The sequence below is a fragment of the Corallococcus caeni genome (assembly GCF_036245865.1).
Classification (GTDB): Bacteria; Myxococcota; Myxococcia; order Myxococcales; family Myxococcaceae; genus Corallococcus; species Corallococcus caeni.
Genome location: NZ_BTTW01000001.1, coordinates 763,274 through 783,198, shown reverse-complemented (window position 1 = coordinate 783,198; position 19,925 = coordinate 763,274). Strand labels below are relative to the sequence as shown.

The window sequence follows — 19,925 nt, the reverse complement described above, 5'->3', positions numbered from 1 at the left end:
CCGTGTCGCGACAAGGGCCCCAGTTGACCGCCGAGCCGTCTCGCCTCCAGTCTGCGCGGCGAAATCCCGCGTCCCGTGCGCGTCCGGAGGCCACCCGCGAGTGTGGCTGCCCGGACACCCTGTGGGCCCGCGGACGCGCAGGGGGGAGCGCCGGCACGTGGTCGCCGGGCCGCACTTTCCGTGCGCCTCCGAGGCGTCCCACGCACGGCACGCGGCATGAAATCGGTTCCGCCGCCACCCCCTGGAGGAAACATGTCCCCGCAGTCCGCTGTCCCGCCGAAAGCCGCGCGCGCACCCCGTGCCCGCTGGCTGCTGCCGGCGTTGCTCGTGGGCGCGCTCGTCGCCGGCTGCAAGCAGGAACCCGCGAAGACGCCGCCCGCCACCCCCGCGTCCACCGCGACGCCCGCGGCCAGCACGCCGTCCCCGTCCACGCCCGCGCCGGAGCAGGCCTCGAAGCTCACGCCCGTCATCCACGAGCTGGCCAGCGAGAACGCCCTGCCCACGGGCGTCGTCATCGAGTTCGCGCTGCCGGTGCGCCCGCGCTACGAGAGCGTCGACGGCAGCGTCGTCACGGTGTCGCCGGAGGTCGGGGGCAGCCTGCGGTGGACGGGCCCCTCGTCGCTGCTCTTCACGCCGTCGACGGGCTTCGCGGCCGGCACGACGTACACCGTGTCCGTGGACGCGGTGAACACCGACGCGGGCGTCGTGAAGCCGCCGTCGGCGCGGGAGTGGCGCTACAACTTCACGACCTACGCCTTCAAGTTCGCCCAGCTCTACCCCACGCGCATGGACCTGCCGAAGGGCCGCGTGGAGGCGAACGTGGACTTCTCCGGTCCGGTGGACCTGGCCGCCGTGCGCTCCCGCACCAGCTTCCGCGTGGGCGACACCGCCATCAGCGACGTGAAGTGGAGCACCCGCGCGGACACGCGCAACTCCCTCTCCGTGGTGCTCACCCATCCGAAGCTCAAGCCCGGCGCGACGCTGCAGTTCTCCCTGCGCGAGGGACTGACGGCCGCGGGGGGCGCCTCCACCGTTCAGGCGCCCGCGGCCACGGCCAGCGTCCCGCTCAACGGCGGCAAGCGCATGGACATCACCTACGTGAACCTCCAGGAGGGGACCAACGGCTACTTCTTCGAGGTGAGCTGCCGTGACGTGGAGTCGGACGCCCCGGCGAGCCCCACCGACGAGCAGTGGGATTCGTACTACTACGACGACGACAACAAGGGCTGCTCGCTCAACGACGCGGTGGCGCTGGACGCCATCCGCTTCAAGCCGAAGGTGAAGTTCACCGTGGCCCCGTCGCGGCGCGGCTTCCGCATCTTCGGTGACTTCAAGCGCGGCCCGCACACGCTCTCCATCGCGGAGGGCACGCTGTCCGTGGGCGGCGGCACGCTCATGGGCGCATGGTCCCGCGGCTTCTCCGTCCCCGCGCGCCAGGCCCAGGTGCGCTTCAACGCCAACGGCCGCTACCTGCCGCGCAGCGCGTGGCGCAACCTGCCCCTGCAGCACCTCAACGTGGAGGAGGTGACGCTCACGGTGCGCAACGTGCCGCCGGAGAACCTCGTCTTCTGGATGGGCAGCGACTACTCGGAGACCGCCGACGAGCGGACGAGCAACGTGCTGGTGCGCAAGACGGTGCCGCTCAAGTCGACGCCGGACTCGCTGCTCACCACGTACGTCGACGTGGCGTCGCTGGTGCCCGCCAACACGCGCGGCCTGGTCGAAATCCTGGCGGAGCGCGGCGACTACAAGGCCGCCGCCCGCATCCTGCTCACCGACCTGAGCCTCGTGGCCAAGCGCGGCGGTCCCGCCGTGGGCTCCACGGACTCCGGCGAGGTGTGGGTCTGGGCCCTGGGCCTGGAGAGCACGGAGCCCCTGTCCGGCGTGGAGGTGTCGCTGGTGAAGAAGAGCGGGCAGACCGTGGCCCGCTGCACCACGCAGGGCGAGGCGGGCTGCAACCTCAAGGTGCCCGCGCCCGGCGTGGACGACAGCGCGCCGTTCGCGCTGGTGGCGCGCAAGGGCGACGAGCTGACGTACCTCAAGTACGACGAGCTGAAGACGGAGATCGCCAACTCGGACGTGCAGGGCGAGCCGTACCGCGCCGAGCAGCCCTACCGCGCCTCCGTCTGGTCCGACCGCGGCGTGTACCGCCCCGGTGACACCGCGCACGTGGCCGCGGTGCTGCGCGGCCAGGACAACCTGGCGCCGCCCGCGGGCATGCCGGTGGAGGTGCGCGTCATCGACCCGCACGAGCGGGAGATCCGCAAGGTGACGCTGAAGACGAACGCGGCGGGCCTCGTGTCGTTCGACCAGGCCTTCGCGGCGTTCCAGGACACGGGCCACTACTGGGTGCGCCTCAAGGTGGCGGACCGCGACGTGGCCTCCTACGCGGTGAACGTGGAGGAGTTCGTCCCGGAGCGCATGAAGGTGACGGCCAGCACCACCGCGCCGGGCTACGTGCAGGGCAAGGAGATCCCCGTGGGCGTGGAGGCCGCGTACCTCTTCGGCGGCTCCGCGGAGGGCAGCCCGGTGGAGATGACGTGCCGCCTGGAGTCCGTGCCCTTCAAGCCGAAGCAGAACGCCCAGTACACCTACGGCATCTGGCGCCAGGACGGCAGCGCGCCCCGGCCCGTCACGCTGGGGCAGGTGAAGGGCACGCTCGACGCGAAGGGGCAGGCGCTCCTCAACTGCCCTGCCCAGGCGGCGTCGGGTCCCATCAAGGGCGCCGCGCGGCTGTCCGCGGTGGCCAGCGTCTTCGAGTCCGGCAGCGGCCGCTCCACCATCGGCGAGGCCAACGTGCCGGTGCACCCGGAGGCCTACTACCTGGGCCTGCAGGCCAACACGCAGAAGGTGAAGGCGGCCACGCCCTTCACGGTGTCGGGCGTGGTGGTGGACTGGGACGGCCAGCTCGTCACCGACGGCAAGGCGCCGAAGACGGTGGTGCTGGAGTACCAGTTGCTCGAGGAGAACTACGGCTACTACTACGACGAGGAGTCCGGCTACGAGCGCTACCAGCGCTACCTGCGCCCGCAGCGTGAGGGCGAGGCGACGGTGAAGGTGGAGAACGGCCGCTTCACCGCCACGGTGCTGCCGGGCCGTGACGGCGCGGGCTACCTCGTGCGCGCTCGCGCGGGCAGCACCCAGACGGACCTCTCCATCGAGGGCGAGGGCCGCTACTACTGGTGGGGCGAGGGCTCGCGCGTGGACCAGACGCCGCGGCCCCAGAAGCCCACGGCGCTGGAGCTGGCGCTGCCCGCGAAGGGCAAGGTGGGCGAGGCCCTGACGGTGAAGATGAAGGCGCCCTACCGGGGCCGCGTCCTCTTCACGGTGGAGACCGACCGCGTGCTCACCACCGCGTGGAAGCAGGTGGAGCCCGGCGAGGTCACCTGGCAGTTCACGCCCAAGGAGTACGCGCCCAACGTGTACGTGAGCGCGTTCCTGGTGAAGGACCCGCACCTGGAATCCGCCCAGGCGTTCATGCCCGACCGCGCCTTCGGCGTGGGCAGCATCGCGCTGGAGCCGGTGGACTTCACGCAGGCCGTCACGGTGACGGTGCCCAAGGAGGTCAGGAGCAACGACACGCTCACCGTGGACGTCGCGGTGGAGGGCGTGGAGGGCCCCACCTTCGCCACCGTCGCGGTGGTGGACGAGGGCATCCTCTCCCTCACGCGTTTCCAGAGCCCGGATCCGTTGAAGGAGATCTTCACGCGGCGCGCGCTGGGCATCCAGACCTTCGAGACGGTGGGCTGGGCGCTCCTGGTGCCGCCCGGCGGCAACTCCAGCTCCACCGGCGGTGACGAGGGCGGCGCCGAGGGCCGCGTGCAGCCGGTGAAGCCCGTGGCCCTGTGGAGCGGCGTCGTGGAGGTGCCCGCCAACGGCAAGCTGCGCGTGCCCTTCAAGCTGCCGCAGTACCGGGGCGCGGTGCGGGTGATGGTGGTGACGGCGGGCAACAAGCGCATCGGCCGGGCCAGCGCGCAGGTGCTGGTGCGCGACCCGCTGGTGCTCCAGACGACGCTGCCGCGCTTCCTCACCCAGAACGACGAGATTCAGATTCCGGTCTTCGTCACCAACCTGTCCGGCAAGGCGCAGGACGTGAAGGTGTCACTGGCCTCGGAGGCGCTGGCGGTGCCGGGGCTCGCGATGCCGGAGGCGCTGGGCTCGCCCCTGGAGCTCAAGGGCAAGAGCGAGGGCCGCGCGCGGGTGGAGGACGGCAAGTCCCGCACCTTCGTGTTCCAGGGCCGCGCGGTGCAGTCGGTGGGCGCCGCCCGGCTGGTGGTGACGGTGGAGGGCGGTGGCTACACGTCGCGCGAGCAGCTGGACGTGCCGCTGTCCCCGGCCGGCCCCCGGGAGCGGAAGCTCCAGCAGGTGGAGCTGGCGCAGGGCACCACGGACGTGAAGGCGCTGCTCCAGGGCTGGGTGCCCACGACGGAGCGCACCACCGTCTGGGTGACCAACAACCCCTACGCGAAGTCGCTCCAGCACCTCTCGTACCTGGTGCGCTACCCGTATGGCTGCATCGAGCAGACGACGTCCTCCACGCGCCCGCTGCTGTTCGTGAGCCAGCTGGTGGAGCGCGTGGATCCGACGCTGGTCTCCACGGCGAAGGTGGAGGACATGGTGCAGGCGGGCATCAACCGGGTGCTGTCCATGCAGACGGCCTCCGGTGGCTTCGCGTACTGGCCGGGCCAGACGGAGCCCCTGGCCTGGGGCACGGCGTACGCGACGCACATGCTGCTGGACGCTCGCAAGCTGAAGTACCCGGTGCCGGAGGACCGGGTGGACAGCGCGCTCGCGTGGATGGGCGACGAGCTGACGCGCAAGGAAGGGCGCGTGAATGACGACCACTACGGCCAGCACTCGGAGGCGTACATGCACTACGTGCTCGCGGTGGCGGGCAAGGGGCGCAAGGCGCGGGCGCAGGCGATGGTGAGCGCGCTGGAGACGGCGGCGAAGAAGGCGGCGCTCAGCGGCGAGGACCAGGAGGACCTGTACATGCTCAAGGCCGCGCTGTGGCTGTCCGGAGACCGCCGCTACGAGAAGGAGCTGCGCAACCCGGACGTGTCCTCGCTCCGCGAGGAGCGCCACAACGGCTGGTCGTTCTATTCGGACCGGCGCCGGCGCGGGATGATGCTCAGCACCTTCCAGGACCTCTTCGGCACCGCGCCGGAAGGGGAGCCCCTGGCGCGCATGGTGGCGACGGCGCTGGAGGCGCGCACGTCGGAGTACTACACGACGCAGGAGCTGGTCTGGGGCATCACCGGCCTGGGCAAGCGGCTGCAGGGCAGCGCGACGACCTTCACGCCGCCCACGCTCACGGTGGCGGGCAAGGCGGTGGCGTCCGTCGCGGAGAAGGACGCGCGCGTGTCGGACCGCACGTGGGCCCTGGCCCGTGCCAGCGAGCGCGCCAGCGTGTCGCTGGACCTCAAGGACAAGGGCGCGGGCAGCGTGTACCTCCTGCTCAACAGCGAGGGTGTGCGCACCACGCCCGAGGTGAAGGTGGGCGGGCAGGGGCTGACGCTCAAGCGCACCTGGCGCTCGCTGGACGGCACCGCGCTGGACCTCAAGGCCCAGCCGGTGAAGCTGGCGGACCTCATCTACGTGGAGCTGGAGGTCACCAACACCACGGGCGAGCGCGTGCAGAACATCGCGCTGGTGGACCGGCTGCCGGCGGGCTGGGAGATTGAGAACGCCCGGCTGGGGCGCGGGGGCAGCGTGGACTGGGTGGACGCGGATTCGCTGTGGACCGCGGACTACGTGAACGTGCGCGATGACCGGATGGAAGCCTTCGGCGCGCTGCAGGCCCGCGAGACGAAGAAGCTCGTCTACGCGGTGCGTGCGGTGACGGCGGGCAGCTTCACCCTGCCGTCCGCGGAGGCCGAGGCGATGTACGACTCCTCCGTCTGGGCCCGTGAAGCCGCGGGCACGGTGCAGGTGGCGGGTCCCTGGAAGGACGACCTGCTCTAGGCCCATGCGTCGCGTGCGTCTCAATGGAAGGAAGTGGGCGGGGGTGGCGCTGGCGGGGCTCGTGCTGTTGGGCACGGGCCTGCTGGCGGCCTGGTGGGTGCCGCTGCCGGAGCGGTTGGCGGCGCCCCCCTCGGTGGTGATGGCGTACCGGGACGGGTCGCCCGCGTACGTCTTCCTCGCCCCGGACGAGCGGTGGCGCATCCCCGCGCCGAAGGACCGCATCGACCGGGCCTATGTCCGCGCCCTGGTGGCCCTGGAGGACAAGCGGTTCTTCCAGCACCCGGGCGTGGATCCGCTCGCGGCCCTGCGCGCCCTGGGGCTCAACCTGAGCCGGGGGCGGCGGGTGTCGGGGGCGTCCACGTTGACGATGCAGCTGGTGCGCGTGCTGGAGCCACGTCCCCGCACGTTCACCTCGAAGGTCATCGAATCGTTCCGCGCCGCCCAGTTGGAGGCGCGGCTGTCCAAGCAGGAGGTGCTGGAGGCGTATCTCCAGTTCGTGCCCTACGGGCGCAACGTGGAGGGCGTGGAGGCGGCGGCGCTCGCTTACTTCGGGCACACCGCGCAGCACCTGAGTCCGGCGGAGATCGCCACGCTGCTGGCGGTGCCGCAGAACCCGAACCGGCGCTTCCCGTCGCCGGAGAACCGGGACCGGCTGCGCTCGGCGCGGGACGACATCGCCCGCCGGCTGCTGGAGTCCGAGGGGCTGGTCGTGGACGGTGTGGGGGCCGACGCGGTGCTGGCGGAGGTGCGTGCGACGCCGGTGCCGGACGTGCTCACGCCCTTTCCCCGGGAAGCGCCGCACGCGGCGTCGTGGCTCAAGGCGCGGCGGCCGGGAGCGACGTGGCTGGCGACGACGCTGGACGCGGGCACGCAGCGCTTCGTGGAGCGCACGATGGGGGAGGCGGCCCGGCGGCTGGAGCGGCAGGGCATCCACAACGGCGCGGTGGTGGTGGCGGACCGGGAGTCCGGAGAGCTGCGCGCGCTGGTGGGCAACTTCGACTTCTTCGACGAGAAGCACGGCGGGCAGATCATCGGCTTCGCCACGCCGCGCTCGCCGGGCTCGGCGCTCAAGCCGCTGCTGTACGCGCTGGGGATTGATCAGGGGCTGGTGGGGCCGGAGACGCTGGTGCCAGACATCCCGGTGGCGTACGGCGGCTATCAGCCGCGCAACTTCGACGGGCGGTTCCTGGGGCTGGTCCGGATGGAGTCCGCGCTGTCGCAGTCGCTCAACCTGCCGTTCGTGCGGCTCCTGGAGCGGCTGGGCGTGGAGGGCTTCCTCGGATCACTGCGGCAGGCGGGCGTCACCAGCCTGGATCCACGGCCGGGGCACTACGGCCTGTCCGCGGCGGTGGGCGGGCTGGAGCTGACGCCGCTGGAGTTGACGGGCGTGTACCTGGCGCTGGCGGGGGATGGGCAGGCGCGGCCGCTGCGGGTGCTGGAGGAGGACGCGGCGCCCGGGAAGGCCCAGGCGCTGGTGTCACCGGGGGCGGCGTGGCTGACGCGGCAGGCGTTGGCGTTGAGGGACCGGCCGGACTTCCCGGAGCGCCGTCGGCTCACGGGGCTGCCCGCGCGCGTGCACTGGAAGACGGGGACGAGCTTCGGCAACCGGGACGCCTGGGCGGCGGGCTCCGGCCCGAAGCACACGGCGGTGGTGTGGCTGGGCAACTTCGACCACGCGTCGAGCGTGCACCTGGTCGGCGCGGAGAACGCGGCCCCGCTGCTGTTCGACATCCTGGAAGGCGTGGGGCCGCGAGGCACGGCATTGCAGGCGGAGGACGCCGCGCCGCCCAGGGACCTGGTGAGCGTGGAGGTGTGCGCGTACTCGGGGCACCTGCCCACGGACGCGTGCACGCAGCGCAAGCGGGTGGACGCGGTGCGCACGGCGGTGCCGACGACGCCGTGTCCGTACCACCACCGGGTGGAGGTGGACGTGGCGTCGGGCCTGGCGGTGGGGCCGGGCTGCCGGGACGGGCGCAAGACGGAGTCGCGCGTGTACCTCACGTGGCCGTCCAGCCTGCGCCGGTGGCTCGCGGAACAGCAGCGGCAGTTGCCCGAGCCGCCGCCCCTGGCGCCCGGCTGCGTCGCGGGAGGCGAGCGGGACACGCCGACCATCCTCTCGCCGCCAGAAGGGCTGGTGGCGCTGCTCATCCCCGGCATGAACACGGAGGAGCAGAAGATCCCGCTGGAGGCGGAGGCCGCGCACGACCGCGAGCTGACGTGGTTCGTGGACGGAGCCGTCCTGGGAACCGCGAAGGCCGCCGAGCGCCTGTGGTGGAAGCCGAGCGTGGGCACGCACGACATCCTCGTCACCGACGACCGCGGCCTCACCGCGCGGCGCACGTTGGTGGTGCGCGAGCGGCAGTAGGGTTCAGCGTTCGGCGATCCGCCGGGCCAGGGCGACGCCGCTAAGGAACGCGCCTTCCACACGCGGCCCCGCGCACCAGTCGCCACAGGCGCCCAGCCCGAGCGCTGGGTCGAACAACGCGGGCGTCTCCAGTGGCGGGGAGGGCATCGCGAAGCGCCACCGGTGCGCCACGGCCTCCACCGCGCGCACATCCCTGCCCAGCGCCTTCCCGAACGCCTCCACGAGCTTCGGCGCTATCTCCTCCGCCGTCTCCTCGAGGTGCGCCGCGCTGTACTCCGCCGACCCGTGAAGCACCCAGCGCTCCCCCTGAGCCCGCCCCGGCTTGCTCGTGTCGCGCGCCACCCACGACAGCGGCGAGTCCTCCACGAACGCGCCATCCAGCTCCACCGCCACCGTCTCCTCGAACCGCGCCATCACGGCCCAGCACGGCGACAGCCGCGCGGTCCCCGCCTGAGCCGCCAGCGCGGGCGCCCCCGCCAGCAATGGCACCGCCTGCGGCGCGGGCACCGCGGCCACCACCACGTCCGCCAATCCCAGGTCCTCGCCCGTCTCCGAGGTCAGCCGCCACGCCCGGCCGTCGCGCTCCACCCGCTCCACCCGCACCCCGAAGCGCACGTCCAACCCGTCCGCGAGCGCCTTCGCCACCGCGTTCATGCCCGGCACGCCCACGTACCGCTCGGACTCCTTCGCGGGACTCACCGCCCCACGCGTCAGCGTCCCGATGCGCCCGTGCCACTCCGCCACGACGCCCTCCGCCACCCACGCCTCCACCAGCGTCCGGAAGAGCGGATCCCTTGCCGTGAAGTACTGCGCGCCATGATCGAACGTGCCCCCGTCCGCGCTCCTCCGCGTGGACAGCCGTCCTCCCGGCCCGCGCCCCTTGTCCAGCACGCGCACGCCGAAGCCCGCGCCCGTCAGCACCCGCGCGAGCGCCAGCCCCGACATGCCCGCGCCAATCACGGCCACGCGGGGCAGGGGACCGGAACGACGCGGCAGCAGGTCATCCAGAATGCGAGAGGCGGGCATGGTCCGGGTAACTAACCCGGCCCCGCCCGCCTCGCACGCCCCGCCATCGAGCCGTGTCCGCGCGACGACTCAGCGCACCTCCCAGCCCTCCGCGCCACGGGCGTAGTGCTTGCCCGCGGGCAGCTCGCCGTAGAACAGCGCGTCCTTCACGCCCACCACCGTCTTTCCGTCGAACAGGCCCACCTCGCCGCTGGCGGGGAAGGTGATGCCCAGCGAGGCGGCGGTGAGCCGCACCGTCTGGCCCGGCGCCACCGTCGTGTTGCCCAGCACCGCGCCCGTCGGGGCCTTCACGACCGTGGGCGCGTAGTCGCCGCCCGCCAGGCTCACCCGCAGGTTCGTGGTCAGCGTCATGCCCTGGAGCGACACCGCCTGCGTGCCGTGGTTGCCCACCTCCACCCAGCCCGCGCGCGGGTCGAAAGCCTCCAGCACCAGCGTGGACTGCTGCGCCTTCAGCCGCTTCACCTCCGCCACCACGAAGTCGCGGCGCACCTTCACGAAGCGCTTCATGTACGCCTTGCCGGCGCTGAACTTCGCGTAGTCCATGTACGGGTCGGTCTTCATGGACGCGTCAATCAGCGAGTGGAGCTGGTCGATGTACGGGTCCATCACCTCCGGCGTGAAGAACTCGTCCAGCGCCTTGTCCAGCCGCGCCTCCAGCCGGGCGCGCAGCACCGGGTTCATCACCACGCGCGTGCCCAGGTTGGAGAAGACCGGCAGGTAGCCCGGGTAGCTCCCCTGCTCCAGCTTGCGCTGCTGGTACATCTTCTCCACCCAGCCATCCAGCAGCGTGAAGTTGAACAGCGGGTGCTTCATGTTGCTCGTGGAGGCGGACTGGTCCTCCACCGTGTTCGTGTACCACCAACGCGCATCCACGTTGTTCAGGTCCCAGGGCACGTAGCGCCAGCGGCCGGTGATCTGGTCGTGCATGAAGTAGCTCTCGGAGTCCTCCACGAAGTTGTTGGACATCAGCGCGTCCAGCACCATGGAGCGCACGTAGGACTCCACCTCCAGGTTCTTCTCCAGCGCGGTGACCAGCTGCGGCTCCGGCGTATGGTTGATGACGTCCAGCACCGCCCACAGCGCGTCGTCGGGCTCCTTCTCGTTCGTCTTCTTCACCCAGTCGCCCTGGTAGGGCACCTTCCACGTCTTGAACTCCGTGTCCTTCCAGCCCGTGCGGTAGATGGTCGCGTCGTCATCCGGGAACTGCCTGGCCTTGAGGAAGGCCTTGTTGACCTGCTCCACCTCCAGGAACACACCCTCGTAGTGGCCATTCACGTTGAGTCGCACGAAGGTCGCCTTCGACGCCGGCACGCGCATGGCGGCGAGCAGGTCATAGGAGATCTTCTCCGCGATCATCGACGCGTCGGCGTACTCGGCCACGAGGTTGAGCGACGTGCGGCCTTCGAACTTGTCCTTGTCCGCGAAGCTGACGTTCCAGCTCTTCTTGGCGAAGAAGCGCGCGGAGGCGCCGCGCAGCCGCACCTTCACCGGGAACGTCTTGCCGTTCGCCTGGAACGTCGCGTCCTGCTCCTCCGTCCACGGGTCCGCGTTGAACTTCTCCATCGCCTCCGGAGGGATGATCAGCGCGTACTCCGGCAGCGCGGTCTGGACCTTCGGCAGCGTGAACGGCCGCTGCTCCTCCGGCACCGGCTGCGGACCGCCATCCGTGCTCCCGCCATCCCCGGGGTCCGTCGTCCCCGCGTCCGCGGAGCCCGCGTCGGGCACTCCCGAGTCCGGCGTCCCGGCGTCCACGGAGCCCGCGTCAGGCACCCCTGCATCGGTCGTGTCGGGAACCGTGATGCCGGGATCCGTCACGGAGGGGTCATCGGGATTCGACGTGCCGCCGCCACAGGCGGCCAGCAGCATCGAGAGGCTGATCAGGAGTCGTAGGCGCATCATCGACCCGGGCTTGAGCAAGCCCCATGCCTCCCTGCCACGGCGCCGGGGGGAACCCTCCCTGCCAGGGAAGGACGGTCGTGCAGGTGTCAGCAGGGCATGCGGGCACCCCGCGGAAGGAAAACTCTTTCCCTCCCTGGAATGCTCGCCTGCCCTCACCCGGGGGCAGCGACGGAGCGCGTCGGGAGTCGTCACGTCTGCCCGCCTGCTCCCCGGGACGGCGAGGCAGGCGTCATCCCCCCCGAGGCGGCCAACCGGGCGACGGCCGCTGGACGCGGTCCTGTGCACGGACGCGACCAGCAACCCTAGCTTCCTGGGAGCAGGCTGGAGGACGGCCCGAGTCCGTCAAGGGAGTGATGATGGAGTCCTGGAACCAGACCTCGACCGATGCCGTGCGCACCCACGCGCCCTCCACGATGAACCGGCGCATCGACGCCCACGTGGAGTCGTGTGTCCGCTACATGGCGGAGCAGGCGGACCGCTCGGAGATGAGCCGGTACCTCGACAAGCTGGAGCACGAGTGGGACGTGCACCGCACCCTGGTCGTGGGCGTCCCCGTGGTGGCGCTGGCCGGTCTGCTGGTGGGTCGCAGGTCCGGCCAGGGCCTTCGCCTGCTCGGCGGCGTCACCCTGGGCCTGCTCCTCCAGCACGGCCTCACCGGCTTCGGACCCTTGTCCGTGCTCGTGCGCGCGCTGGGCGTGCGCACCCGCCGGGAGATTGATCTGGAGAAGTTCGCCATCAAGGCCCTGCGCGGGGACTTCGAGCGCATCCCCAGTGACGGAGGGCCGCTGGCTCGCGCCAACGCCGCCCTCGTCGCCGCGCAGTCCTGAAGGAGCGCGCCTCCCCACGAAGAGGGAAGCGCGCCCCTGATCCTCAGTGCACCAGGGGCGTCGTGTAACCGCCGCCCAGCGCCGGCATCAGCGCCGGCCCCGGCGTGGACGACCCCGGCCTGCGGTCGCCCTTGGTGTCGAAGAAGCCGTTGAGGCCGGCGACGCCGATGGAGAAGTTCGTCACCCAGCCTTCGTCGGGCTTGCCCGCGGCGGCGTTGATGTCGAAGGGCCGCGCGAAGTGCAGGCGCAGCAGCAGGGGCCCCAGCGACAGGTTGAAGCCGACGACGGCGTTGAGCACGCGGTGGTCCCACAGGTCCCTCGCGCCGTCGCCCACGCCACCCATGTCCACCGCGGCGATGGCCTCCAGGTCGCTGAGGAAGGCCACCCGGATGATGTCGTTGAGGGGCAACTGCGCCTCCAGCGTGGAGTAGACGAAGTGCTGGCCCAGCAGCCACCGCTCGTCGCCGAAGTTCACGCCGCGCAGGGTGTCGAAGCTGGACAGGTAGTAGGAGCGCGCGTAGCGGCCGCCCACCGTGGTGCCCGCACCCAGGCGCGCGAAGAAGTTGGTGCGGCCGTAGATGGGGAAGTACCGCTCCGCGTCCAGGCGCAGGTTGCCGTACGCCTGCCCGTCGAAGGGCTGCACGCCGGCGGTGGCCTCCAGCAGCACGGAGCTGCCCGAGAGCGGCCCCGTCGCGTAGTGGTACTTGATGCTGTCGTAGCCGATGCGCCCGCTCAGCTCCGTCTGGAAGCGGATGTGCTGGTTGTCCGCGCGCCACACGGACAGGAGATCCTGGTTCGCCTCGTTGCGCTCCGGGAACGCCAGGTAGAACTCGCTGAAGTCATCCAGGAAGTACTTCGTGCCGCCGATGCTCAGGTCGCCCTGGAGGTAGAAGAACGTGCTGAGCGGGTAGCGCAGGCTGCCCAACGCGCCGAAGTAGCGCTCCGACGAGATGAAGAACGGCCGCTGGTTCGCCGGCAGGTAGTCGAACGTCTTGTCGATGCGGAAGCGCAGCGACTGGAACAGACCGCCACCCCACGTCGCGCGCTTCTCGTCGTTGACGTACAGCAGGAGGCCGTCCGTCAACTCGAAGGAGCCGTACACCGCCAGCGTGAGGACCATCTGGTGGTCGCGCAGCCGGTCCGACGCGGACGCGAACACCTGGCCCACGAAGCCTCCGCCGCCCGCGCCCGCGAAGCCGAAGATGGGCCCCAGCTCGATGTTCTCCCGGGTGAAGGGCTTGTAGTCCAGCGCGTCGGTGAGCGGCTTGAGGGCCATGGGGGAGGGCGGATCCGCCGGCGGCTCCTTCGCGCTCTCCAGCGACAGCATGCGCGGCGGGCGCAGCAGGGACGGCTTCCGCTCACCGCTCATGTGGAAGAGCATCCACAGGCCGCCGTCGGGGCCGGGGCCCGGCTCGAAGACGCCCGTCGTCAGGTCGGTGCGCCGCACGATGCGGCCGTCCGCCAGCCGCTCGTGCAGGTCGGAGCTGCTCTTGTTGTAGGCCACGAAGAACAGGCGGCCGTCGGGCAGCGCCAGCGGATCCGCCTCGTCGCGCTCCTCGCTGGTGAGGCGCTCGGCCTGTCCCGCCGGCGCGTCCGGCTTCACGCGGAAGAGGTTGTACTTGCGGTGCGACGTCGCGTCGGACGTGTAGATGATGCCCGACGGGCCCCAGGTGAGCTGCCGCTCGGCGAAGACGTCGTCGGTGAGCTTGCGGACCTTCGCGTCCTCGCCCTGCGTCAGGTCCACCAGGTACACGTCGCGCAGGCCCGCGTCGTTGATGCCGATGAACGCGACGTAGCGCCCGTCCGGGGAGAAGGCCGGCGAGTAGATGGCCAGCACGCCCTGCTTGTCGATGCGGTACTGGCGCCGGTCACCCGTGTCCAGTTGCACGTTGAGGCCCACCTCCGTGCCGATGCCGGTGCGGACGGCCGAGCGCCTCACGAGCACGTCCGTGGCCCGCTTCTCGGAGATGTGCACGTAGTCCTGCACGTACAGCACGTCGCGCCCGGTGCGCTCCGCCACGAACGCGATCTTGTCCTTGGTCAGCGCGAAGTTGCGGCCGGACACCGGGTGCAGGGACTCCACGCCCGGCACGCCGTCGCCCGCCACCTTCACCGTCTTGCCCGGCGTGCGCGGATCCGTCAGGTACAGCCGGCTCTCGCCCGTCTCCGGCACGATGGTGCGCAGCGCCAGCACGTTGCCGTCCGGCCCGCTGGCCATCGCGGTCACGATTCCGGGCGTCTCGCCCAGCGAGTCCAGCGCGGGCGCCGTCTGCGACGAGTCCAGGTACGTCTTGAACGCGCGGCGCTTGAGCCAGTTCTCGAACCGCGCGGAGATGCGCTTCGGGTCATCCCCCGTCAGCCGCTCCAGCAGCTCCTCGAACTTGAGCGACGGCGAGTCGCGCGAGCCGCCCACCAGCCGGGGCGCCTCCTCCAAGAGCCGCTGGGTGATGCCCGCGCCGTACTCGTCCTCCAGGAACGCCACGCGCGCCTGGCCGACCTTGTAGATCCACAGGTAGCCGTACGGCCCGGGGGAGAAGAAGTCGAGGAACGCGTAGCCCTTCATCAGGTCCGGGTTCACCAGCAGGTCCCGCACCATCATCTCCGCCTCGGGGTCCAGCCCGCGCTTGGCGTAGAACTCCGCGAGGCCTTCGATGAACCACAGCGGATAGCCGCCCAGCGGATCCCCGAAGGTCTTGGCCTGCTCGGCCACGGTGCGCACCTTCTGGATGGTGAACTGGTGCGCCATCTCGTGCGTGCTGATCTCCTCGAAGAGGTGGTGGTCGCCCAGGTACGGCAGCGACAGCTTCAGGTCCTCCGTGGAGGTGACGCCCAGCGTGCCCTCGGAGACCGCGAACACGTTCGTCTGGAGGAACTCCGCGTAGCTGCTGTAGAGGATGTACGGGAACGTCTCCGTGGGGACGTACTTGAACTGATCCACCAGGTACCGGTACGCCTCCTCGATGATGGGGGCGGCCCGCTCGGCCACGTCGCGCTCGCGCTCGTAGAAGTAGAAGCGCACGCCGCCCGTCTTCGCGCCCAGGTCCTTCGCGTAGGTGTAGTTGAAGCCGCCGTCCGTTCCGCCCAGCAGCAGCGGCGCGCCGGAGAACACCGTGCCGCCATCCCCATTGGCCGCGCCCGCGAGCGTGCCCGCGTCGCCCGTCGTGCCGCCGTCCGCCAGGGCCACCACGCCCGGGGGCGGGATGCCGCCGTCGGGAAGGCCCAGGACGGCCGGCGGGGCGCCCGCGTCCGACGCGCCCATGTCCAGCGAGATGCCGTCCGTCGCGGGCATCCGATCCCCCGGGACCTGGGTGGGCACGTTGCCCGAAGGCGTGACCTCCGGCCCGCCCGGCGGAGACTGCGGATCGCCCGTCCGCGGCGACGTGGTGGGCGCGTTCGGATTGGCGCCGCCCTGCGTGCCGGGCGGCTGCCCATGCGCGGTGTTGTCGGTGGGCTTCGCCAGGCCGGTCGCGGCGGGGCCCACGAGGATGTCGATGTGCCGCCACTCGAATTCGTAGCTGTTCACGGGCGTCTTCCCCGCGCGGCGGGGAACGACGAAGACCTGGGCCAGCGCGAGCTCCGGCAGGAGCAGGGCCAGCAGCACGGCGATGACGTGCGGACGGGGGTTCAAAAAGCACCTCGGTAAGGCGAGGAGACAGGCTGTCAGGGGCCCGGAGGAAGGCTCCCTCTCCCACTGGAAACGCACAAGCGGTCGTTTTGTTTCTTTGCGTTGCGGTGGACGTCCCGGGCCATCCCCCTCTGCGCGTGCCTGGGGACTTGGCGTCGGTCGGGATCGCCCGGTATGGAGGAGGGAATGAATCGTTTCGCTCTCGTGGCCGCTACCGCGTTCCTCGCCTTCGGTTGTGGCAAGGACAGTTCCGACAACAAGGCCGAGTGTCAGGTTGAAGCCATCGACCTGGCCGGATGTGACCGGTCGACGTTGAGTGCCGTCCAGGCCGAAGGCATCTGGAACACCAACATCAACTTCGAGGACGGCTACACGGGCCCCGCCGCGATCCGCTTCTCACCCGGGGACCCGCTGCTCATCGGCCTGGGGATGACGACGAAGCAGATCACCCCGGACACGTTCTTCCTGGCCAGCGACGTGACCGGGTCGGACGGGTCGGCGGTGCGCTACGCGTTCGCGGGCTGCAAGGCCTCCGGCCCCGGCACGGTGCTGGGCGTGGCCCGCGTCTGCCGCAACGGGGAAACGGTGCGGCAGGGCACCTTCACCGCCACGCGCGTGACGCGGCGCGATGGCGAGTCCGAGTCCGACCGCGTGACGCTCGTGGGGCAGACGGCGCTGCCCCGCGGCGTGCCCTCCAGCGTGGTGACGGCGGGCGGCTACGCCTACGTGACCGCGGGAGACCAGGGCCTGTTCGTCTACGACGTGAAGGACCCCGCGCACCCCACGCTGGTGTCCGAGCAGAAGTTCCCCTCGGAGACGTACACCACCTCCCTCATCAGCGGCACGACGCTCTACCTGGGCACCTACGCCACGGGCCTGCGCATCTGCGACCTGTCCGCGAACCCCGTGGTCCCGCTCTGCGACAAGACGTTCCTCGCGGACCTGAAGGTGCGGGTGGACTCGCTGGCGAAGGACGGCAACCTGCTCTACGTCGCGTCGCCGCAGCCCAAGTCGGACGTTGTCGTGCTGGACGTGACCCAGCCGGCCGCGCCGACGCTCGTGGTGCGCTACACGGTGGAGGGCTCGTCCACTACCCTGGGCGAGTTCCCCTACGCCCTGGCCGTGCAGGACGGCCGCCTGTACGTGAGCAACTGGAGCTACGGCGTGACGGTGACGGACCTCGCGAACGTGGCGACGACGAAGGCCCCCAAGCTGCTGGGCCGCTTCGGTGGTCCGGCCACCAGCGCCCTGGCGGTGGGCAAGCTGGGTGACGCCACCGTCGTCTTCCAGGGGTCGGACGCGTGGGGCTCCTCGCTGCTCACGCTGGACGCCACGCACCCGGAGGCCATCGTGCAGCGCGGGGAGCTGGCGCTGCGTCCGGAGGCCTCCCTGGGGGGCATGGTCCTGTCCGGAACGACGCTCTACGTGGCCAACTACCAGGACGGCCTGCGCGTCTATGACGTGTCCACGCTGGGCACGCCGAAGGCCGCCGGGTACTTCAACACCTGGAGCGAATCTGACACGGGCCGGGGCCAGGGCTTCTTCGAAGGGCTCCAGGGCGTTCACGTCGCGGACGGGCTGGTGTATGGGTGGGACACGTCGCGCGGACTGCTCATCTTCCGCCACACCCCGTGACGCCAAGGCTGTTTCATGACCCTGTTGAACGGATGTGGCCGCTGCCAGACCCTGCCGGAGGCGCCTGACACTCCGGGGCGCCTCTTCCTGTGGCCGCCGCTGGGACACAGCCTGGGCAAGCTGGTGGCGCACCTGCGTGACTCGGGCGGCCGCTTCCAGCTGCGCACCGAAGCGCAGTGCGTGGTGGTGGAGATGGGGGAGGGTGGCCTGCGGCAGCTCTCCTCGCACCTGCCCAACGTGCTGACGGCGGAGGAGGTGCGGGGCACGCGCGCCCTCTTCATCGTGGGCGACGGCGAGCCGGGCATGGCGGACTTCCCGCGCGTGGACTCACTGCAGCGCCTCACCACGTTGCATCAGTCCGGGTGGCTGATGGACATGCTGGCGGAGTCGCGGCTCACCACGTTCTTCCAGCCCATCGTCCACGCGCAGGACACCTCCCGCATCTTCGCGCACGAGGGGCTGCTGCGAGGGCGCGACCGCGATGGGGCGCTGGTGCCGCCGAACCGGATGTTCGACACGGCGCGCGAAGCGGACCTGCTGTTCCAACTGGACCTGGCCGCGCGCACCACCGCCATCCGCGAGGCGGTGCGGCACCAGCTGAGCACGCACCTGTTCATCAACTTCACGCCCACGGCCATCTACGACCCGGCCTTCTGCCTGCGCTCCACGGTGGCGGCCATCCGCGAGTCGGGCATCCCGGAGTCGCACGTCGTCTTCGAGATCATCGAATCCGACCGGGCCGCGAACGCCGCGCACCTGCGCTCCATCGTGGACTTCTACCGGGCGGCGGGCTTCAAGGTGGCGCTGGACGACCTGGGGGCGGGCTATTCGTCGCTGAACCTCATCCACCAGCTCCGGCCGGAGTTCATGAAGCTGGACATGGAGCTGGTCCGGGGCGTCCACGCGGACCCCTACAAGGCGTCCATCGTGGAGAAGCTGCTGGAGATCGCCCGGCAGCTGGGCATCCAGACCGTGGCCGAGGGCATCGAGACGCCCGAGGAGCTGTCCTGGGTGCGCCGGCACGGCGTGGACTTCGTGCAGGGCTACCTCATCGCGAGGCCCGCGGACGCGCCGGCCCGCGCCACCCCACGCATCACGGATTGAGCAGGGAGTTGGACGTGCCCGAGCGCTCCAGGTTCGCGGCGCGCGCCAACTGCAGCATGTAGCCCGCGTTCTGAAGGGCGATGCGCGCGGCGTAGATGTCCCGGCGGCCGGCGGCGTCCCGCGCGAGGGCGATCTGCGCGCGGATGCGCTCGGCCTGGACCACGACAGAGCCCTGCCCATCGGTCGAGGCGCTCTGGCGCACGGCGGAGAAGTCCTGGTCGGCGATGCCCAGCGCGTTGTCCACGCCCAGCTCGCCCTGCTCCAGCGCCTGATCCGCCGCGAGCATCCACTGGCCGCCGGACTGGATGCGCGCCAGTCGCTGCTGCCGGCTGCGCTCGGTCTGGTAGGCGCGCTGTTCGTGCGTATCCACCTGGGACTGCACGGCCTGGGTGCGCTCCGTGGCGCGCGTGTCGCGGGCCTCCAGGTCCTGCTCCAGATCCGCGATGCGTTGGCGCAGGGCCTTCAGTTCCTCGTTGGCCGCGTTGGCGTTCGGGGCGGCAGCCCCTTGCGCCTGCGGCTGAGTGGACGTCGTCTGGCCCGAAGGCGTCACGGCCGAGGTTCCACCCTGAACCGGTGCCGTCGTTCCCGTCGGAGGCACGGCGGTGGAGCCTGACGGAGCGGCGGTCCCCGTACCCGAGCCACCCGTCGCGGCCTCCGGAGTGGTCGGAGCCTCGGCCCCCGGAGCGGTAGTGCCCGTCGTCCCGGCGCCACCCGCGCCACCCGTGGCGGCCTCGGGCGTAGCGGTTCCGGCACCCCCCGTGCCACCCGTAGCGGTCTCGGGGGTAGCGGTCCCGGTCCCCGTCGTCCCGGCGGCACCTGAGCCACCCGTCGCGGTGCCCGGCTCCTGCACCGTCACGCTTGATGAATCCAGCGGGGGCGCGCCCGAGCTGCCCGACGCGACATTGCCCGGAGCCGCCGAGGACGACGCGCCCGTGTCGTAGGTGCCACCGAAGCCCGGGGCGTTCGCGCTCGTGGGCCCGGCGGCCGGCGACGTCCCAGCCGCGCCCGCGCCGGTATCGGACTGTCCCGCGGTGGTTCCTCCCTCGGTCGAAGAAGTGCCCGCCGCGCCCGCGCCACCCGTGCCCGATTGGGGCTGGGATTCAGCCGTTGCCGCCGGTTCATTGGCTGCGGCCTGCTGGTCGAAGACCGTGGGAACGGGAGGAGCCACGTACTTCTGTGACTCCTGGACCGCGACCTCGCCCGAAGTGACCGGCGCGTTGCCATCGGGCAGCACCGGCGTCAGCGTGCGGTAGTTGCTCTCGGTCGGGTCCGACGGGTTCTGGACGACATAGCCCTGTGGAGGACGCGCACCGTCCAGGTCGTCCGCGGCCTGCTCGTAGGCATCCTGCAGCGCGGCGGCGGCAGGGTCCCTCACGGACGGGTCTTTCGGAGGCAACGGCTCCACCTCCACCGTCTGTCCAAGGCTCAATCCCGCGACGAGGGCAATCCAGAGGCGCATGCCGTGAACATGTCCACGCGC

The 19,925-nt window shown here is 71.1% G+C and carries 9 protein-coding genes; 5 read left to right on the top strand and 4 right to left on the bottom strand.

Features of this window, described 5'->3' with window-relative positions; translation table 11 throughout:
• Nucleotides 1–252 precede the first annotated feature (252 nt).
• Nucleotides 253–5,964 carry an alpha-2-macroglobulin family protein gene (locus tag AABA78_RS03250; protein ID WP_338261565.1) on the top strand — a complete coding sequence of 1,904 codons (5,712 nt, stop codon included), beginning with the start codon at nt 253–255 and terminating at the stop codon, nt 5,962–5,964.
• Between the two features lie 4 nt (nt 5,965–5,968).
• Nucleotides 5,969–8,329 (top strand): penicillin-binding protein 1C, encoded by a 2,361-nt coding sequence (gene pbpC, locus AABA78_RS03245; RefSeq protein WP_338261564.1) that lies wholly within the window; start codon nt 5,969–5,971, stop codon nt 8,327–8,329.
• A 3-nt stretch (nt 8,330–8,332) separates the two neighbouring features.
• Here pbpC and AABA78_RS03240 read toward each other — a convergent pair whose 3' ends face one another.
• Entirely contained in the window at nt 8,333–9,355 is a 1,023-nt protein-coding gene (locus tag AABA78_RS03240; protein WP_338261563.1) for an NAD(P)/FAD-dependent oxidoreductase, read from the bottom strand.
• 69 nt (nt 9,356–9,424) lie between these two features.
• Nucleotides 9,425–11,254, bottom strand: coding sequence for a CotH kinase family protein (locus AABA78_RS03235; protein ID WP_338261562.1), 1,830 nt, complete (start codon nt 11,252–11,254; stop codon nt 9,425–9,427).
• 356 nt (nt 11,255–11,610) lie between these two features.
• On the opposite strand from AABA78_RS03235, the gene AABA78_RS03230 reads away from it, so the two are divergent.
• Nucleotides 11,611–12,081, top strand: a complete 471-nt coding sequence (locus AABA78_RS03230; RefSeq protein WP_171416377.1) for a hypothetical protein — start codon at nt 11,611–11,613, stop codon at nt 12,079–12,081.
• Between the two features lie 43 nt (nt 12,082–12,124).
• On the opposite strand, the gene AABA78_RS03225 is transcribed toward AABA78_RS03230, so the two are convergent.
• On the bottom strand, nt 12,125–15,709 hold the full coding sequence (locus AABA78_RS03225) for a tolB protein precursor protein (RefSeq protein WP_338261561.1): 3,585 nt from the start codon (nt 15,707–15,709) through the stop codon (nt 12,125–12,127).
• A 183-nt stretch (nt 15,710–15,892) separates the two neighbouring features.
• Here AABA78_RS03225 and AABA78_RS03220 point away from each other — a divergent pair, with 183 nt between their 5' ends.
• Both AABA78_RS03220 and AABA78_RS03215 read left to right on the top strand, forming a co-directional pair.
• On the top strand, nt 15,893–17,341 hold the full coding sequence (locus AABA78_RS03220) for an LVIVD repeat-containing protein (protein WP_338261560.1): 1,449 nt from the start codon (nt 15,893–15,895) through the stop codon (nt 17,339–17,341).
• A 15-nt stretch (nt 17,342–17,356) separates the two neighbouring features.
• On the top strand, nt 17,357–18,445 hold the full coding sequence (locus tag AABA78_RS03215; protein ID WP_338261559.1) for an EAL domain-containing protein: 1,089 nt from the start codon (nt 17,357–17,359) through the stop codon (nt 18,443–18,445).
• On the opposite strand, the gene AABA78_RS03210 is transcribed toward AABA78_RS03215, so the two are convergent.
• On the bottom strand, nt 18,435–19,904 hold the full coding sequence (locus tag AABA78_RS03210) for a hypothetical protein (protein WP_338261558.1): 1,470 nt from the start codon (nt 19,902–19,904) through the stop codon (nt 18,435–18,437). The genes AABA78_RS03215 and AABA78_RS03210 overlap by 11 nt on opposite strands.
• Nucleotides 19,905–19,925: the final 21 nt, after the last annotated feature.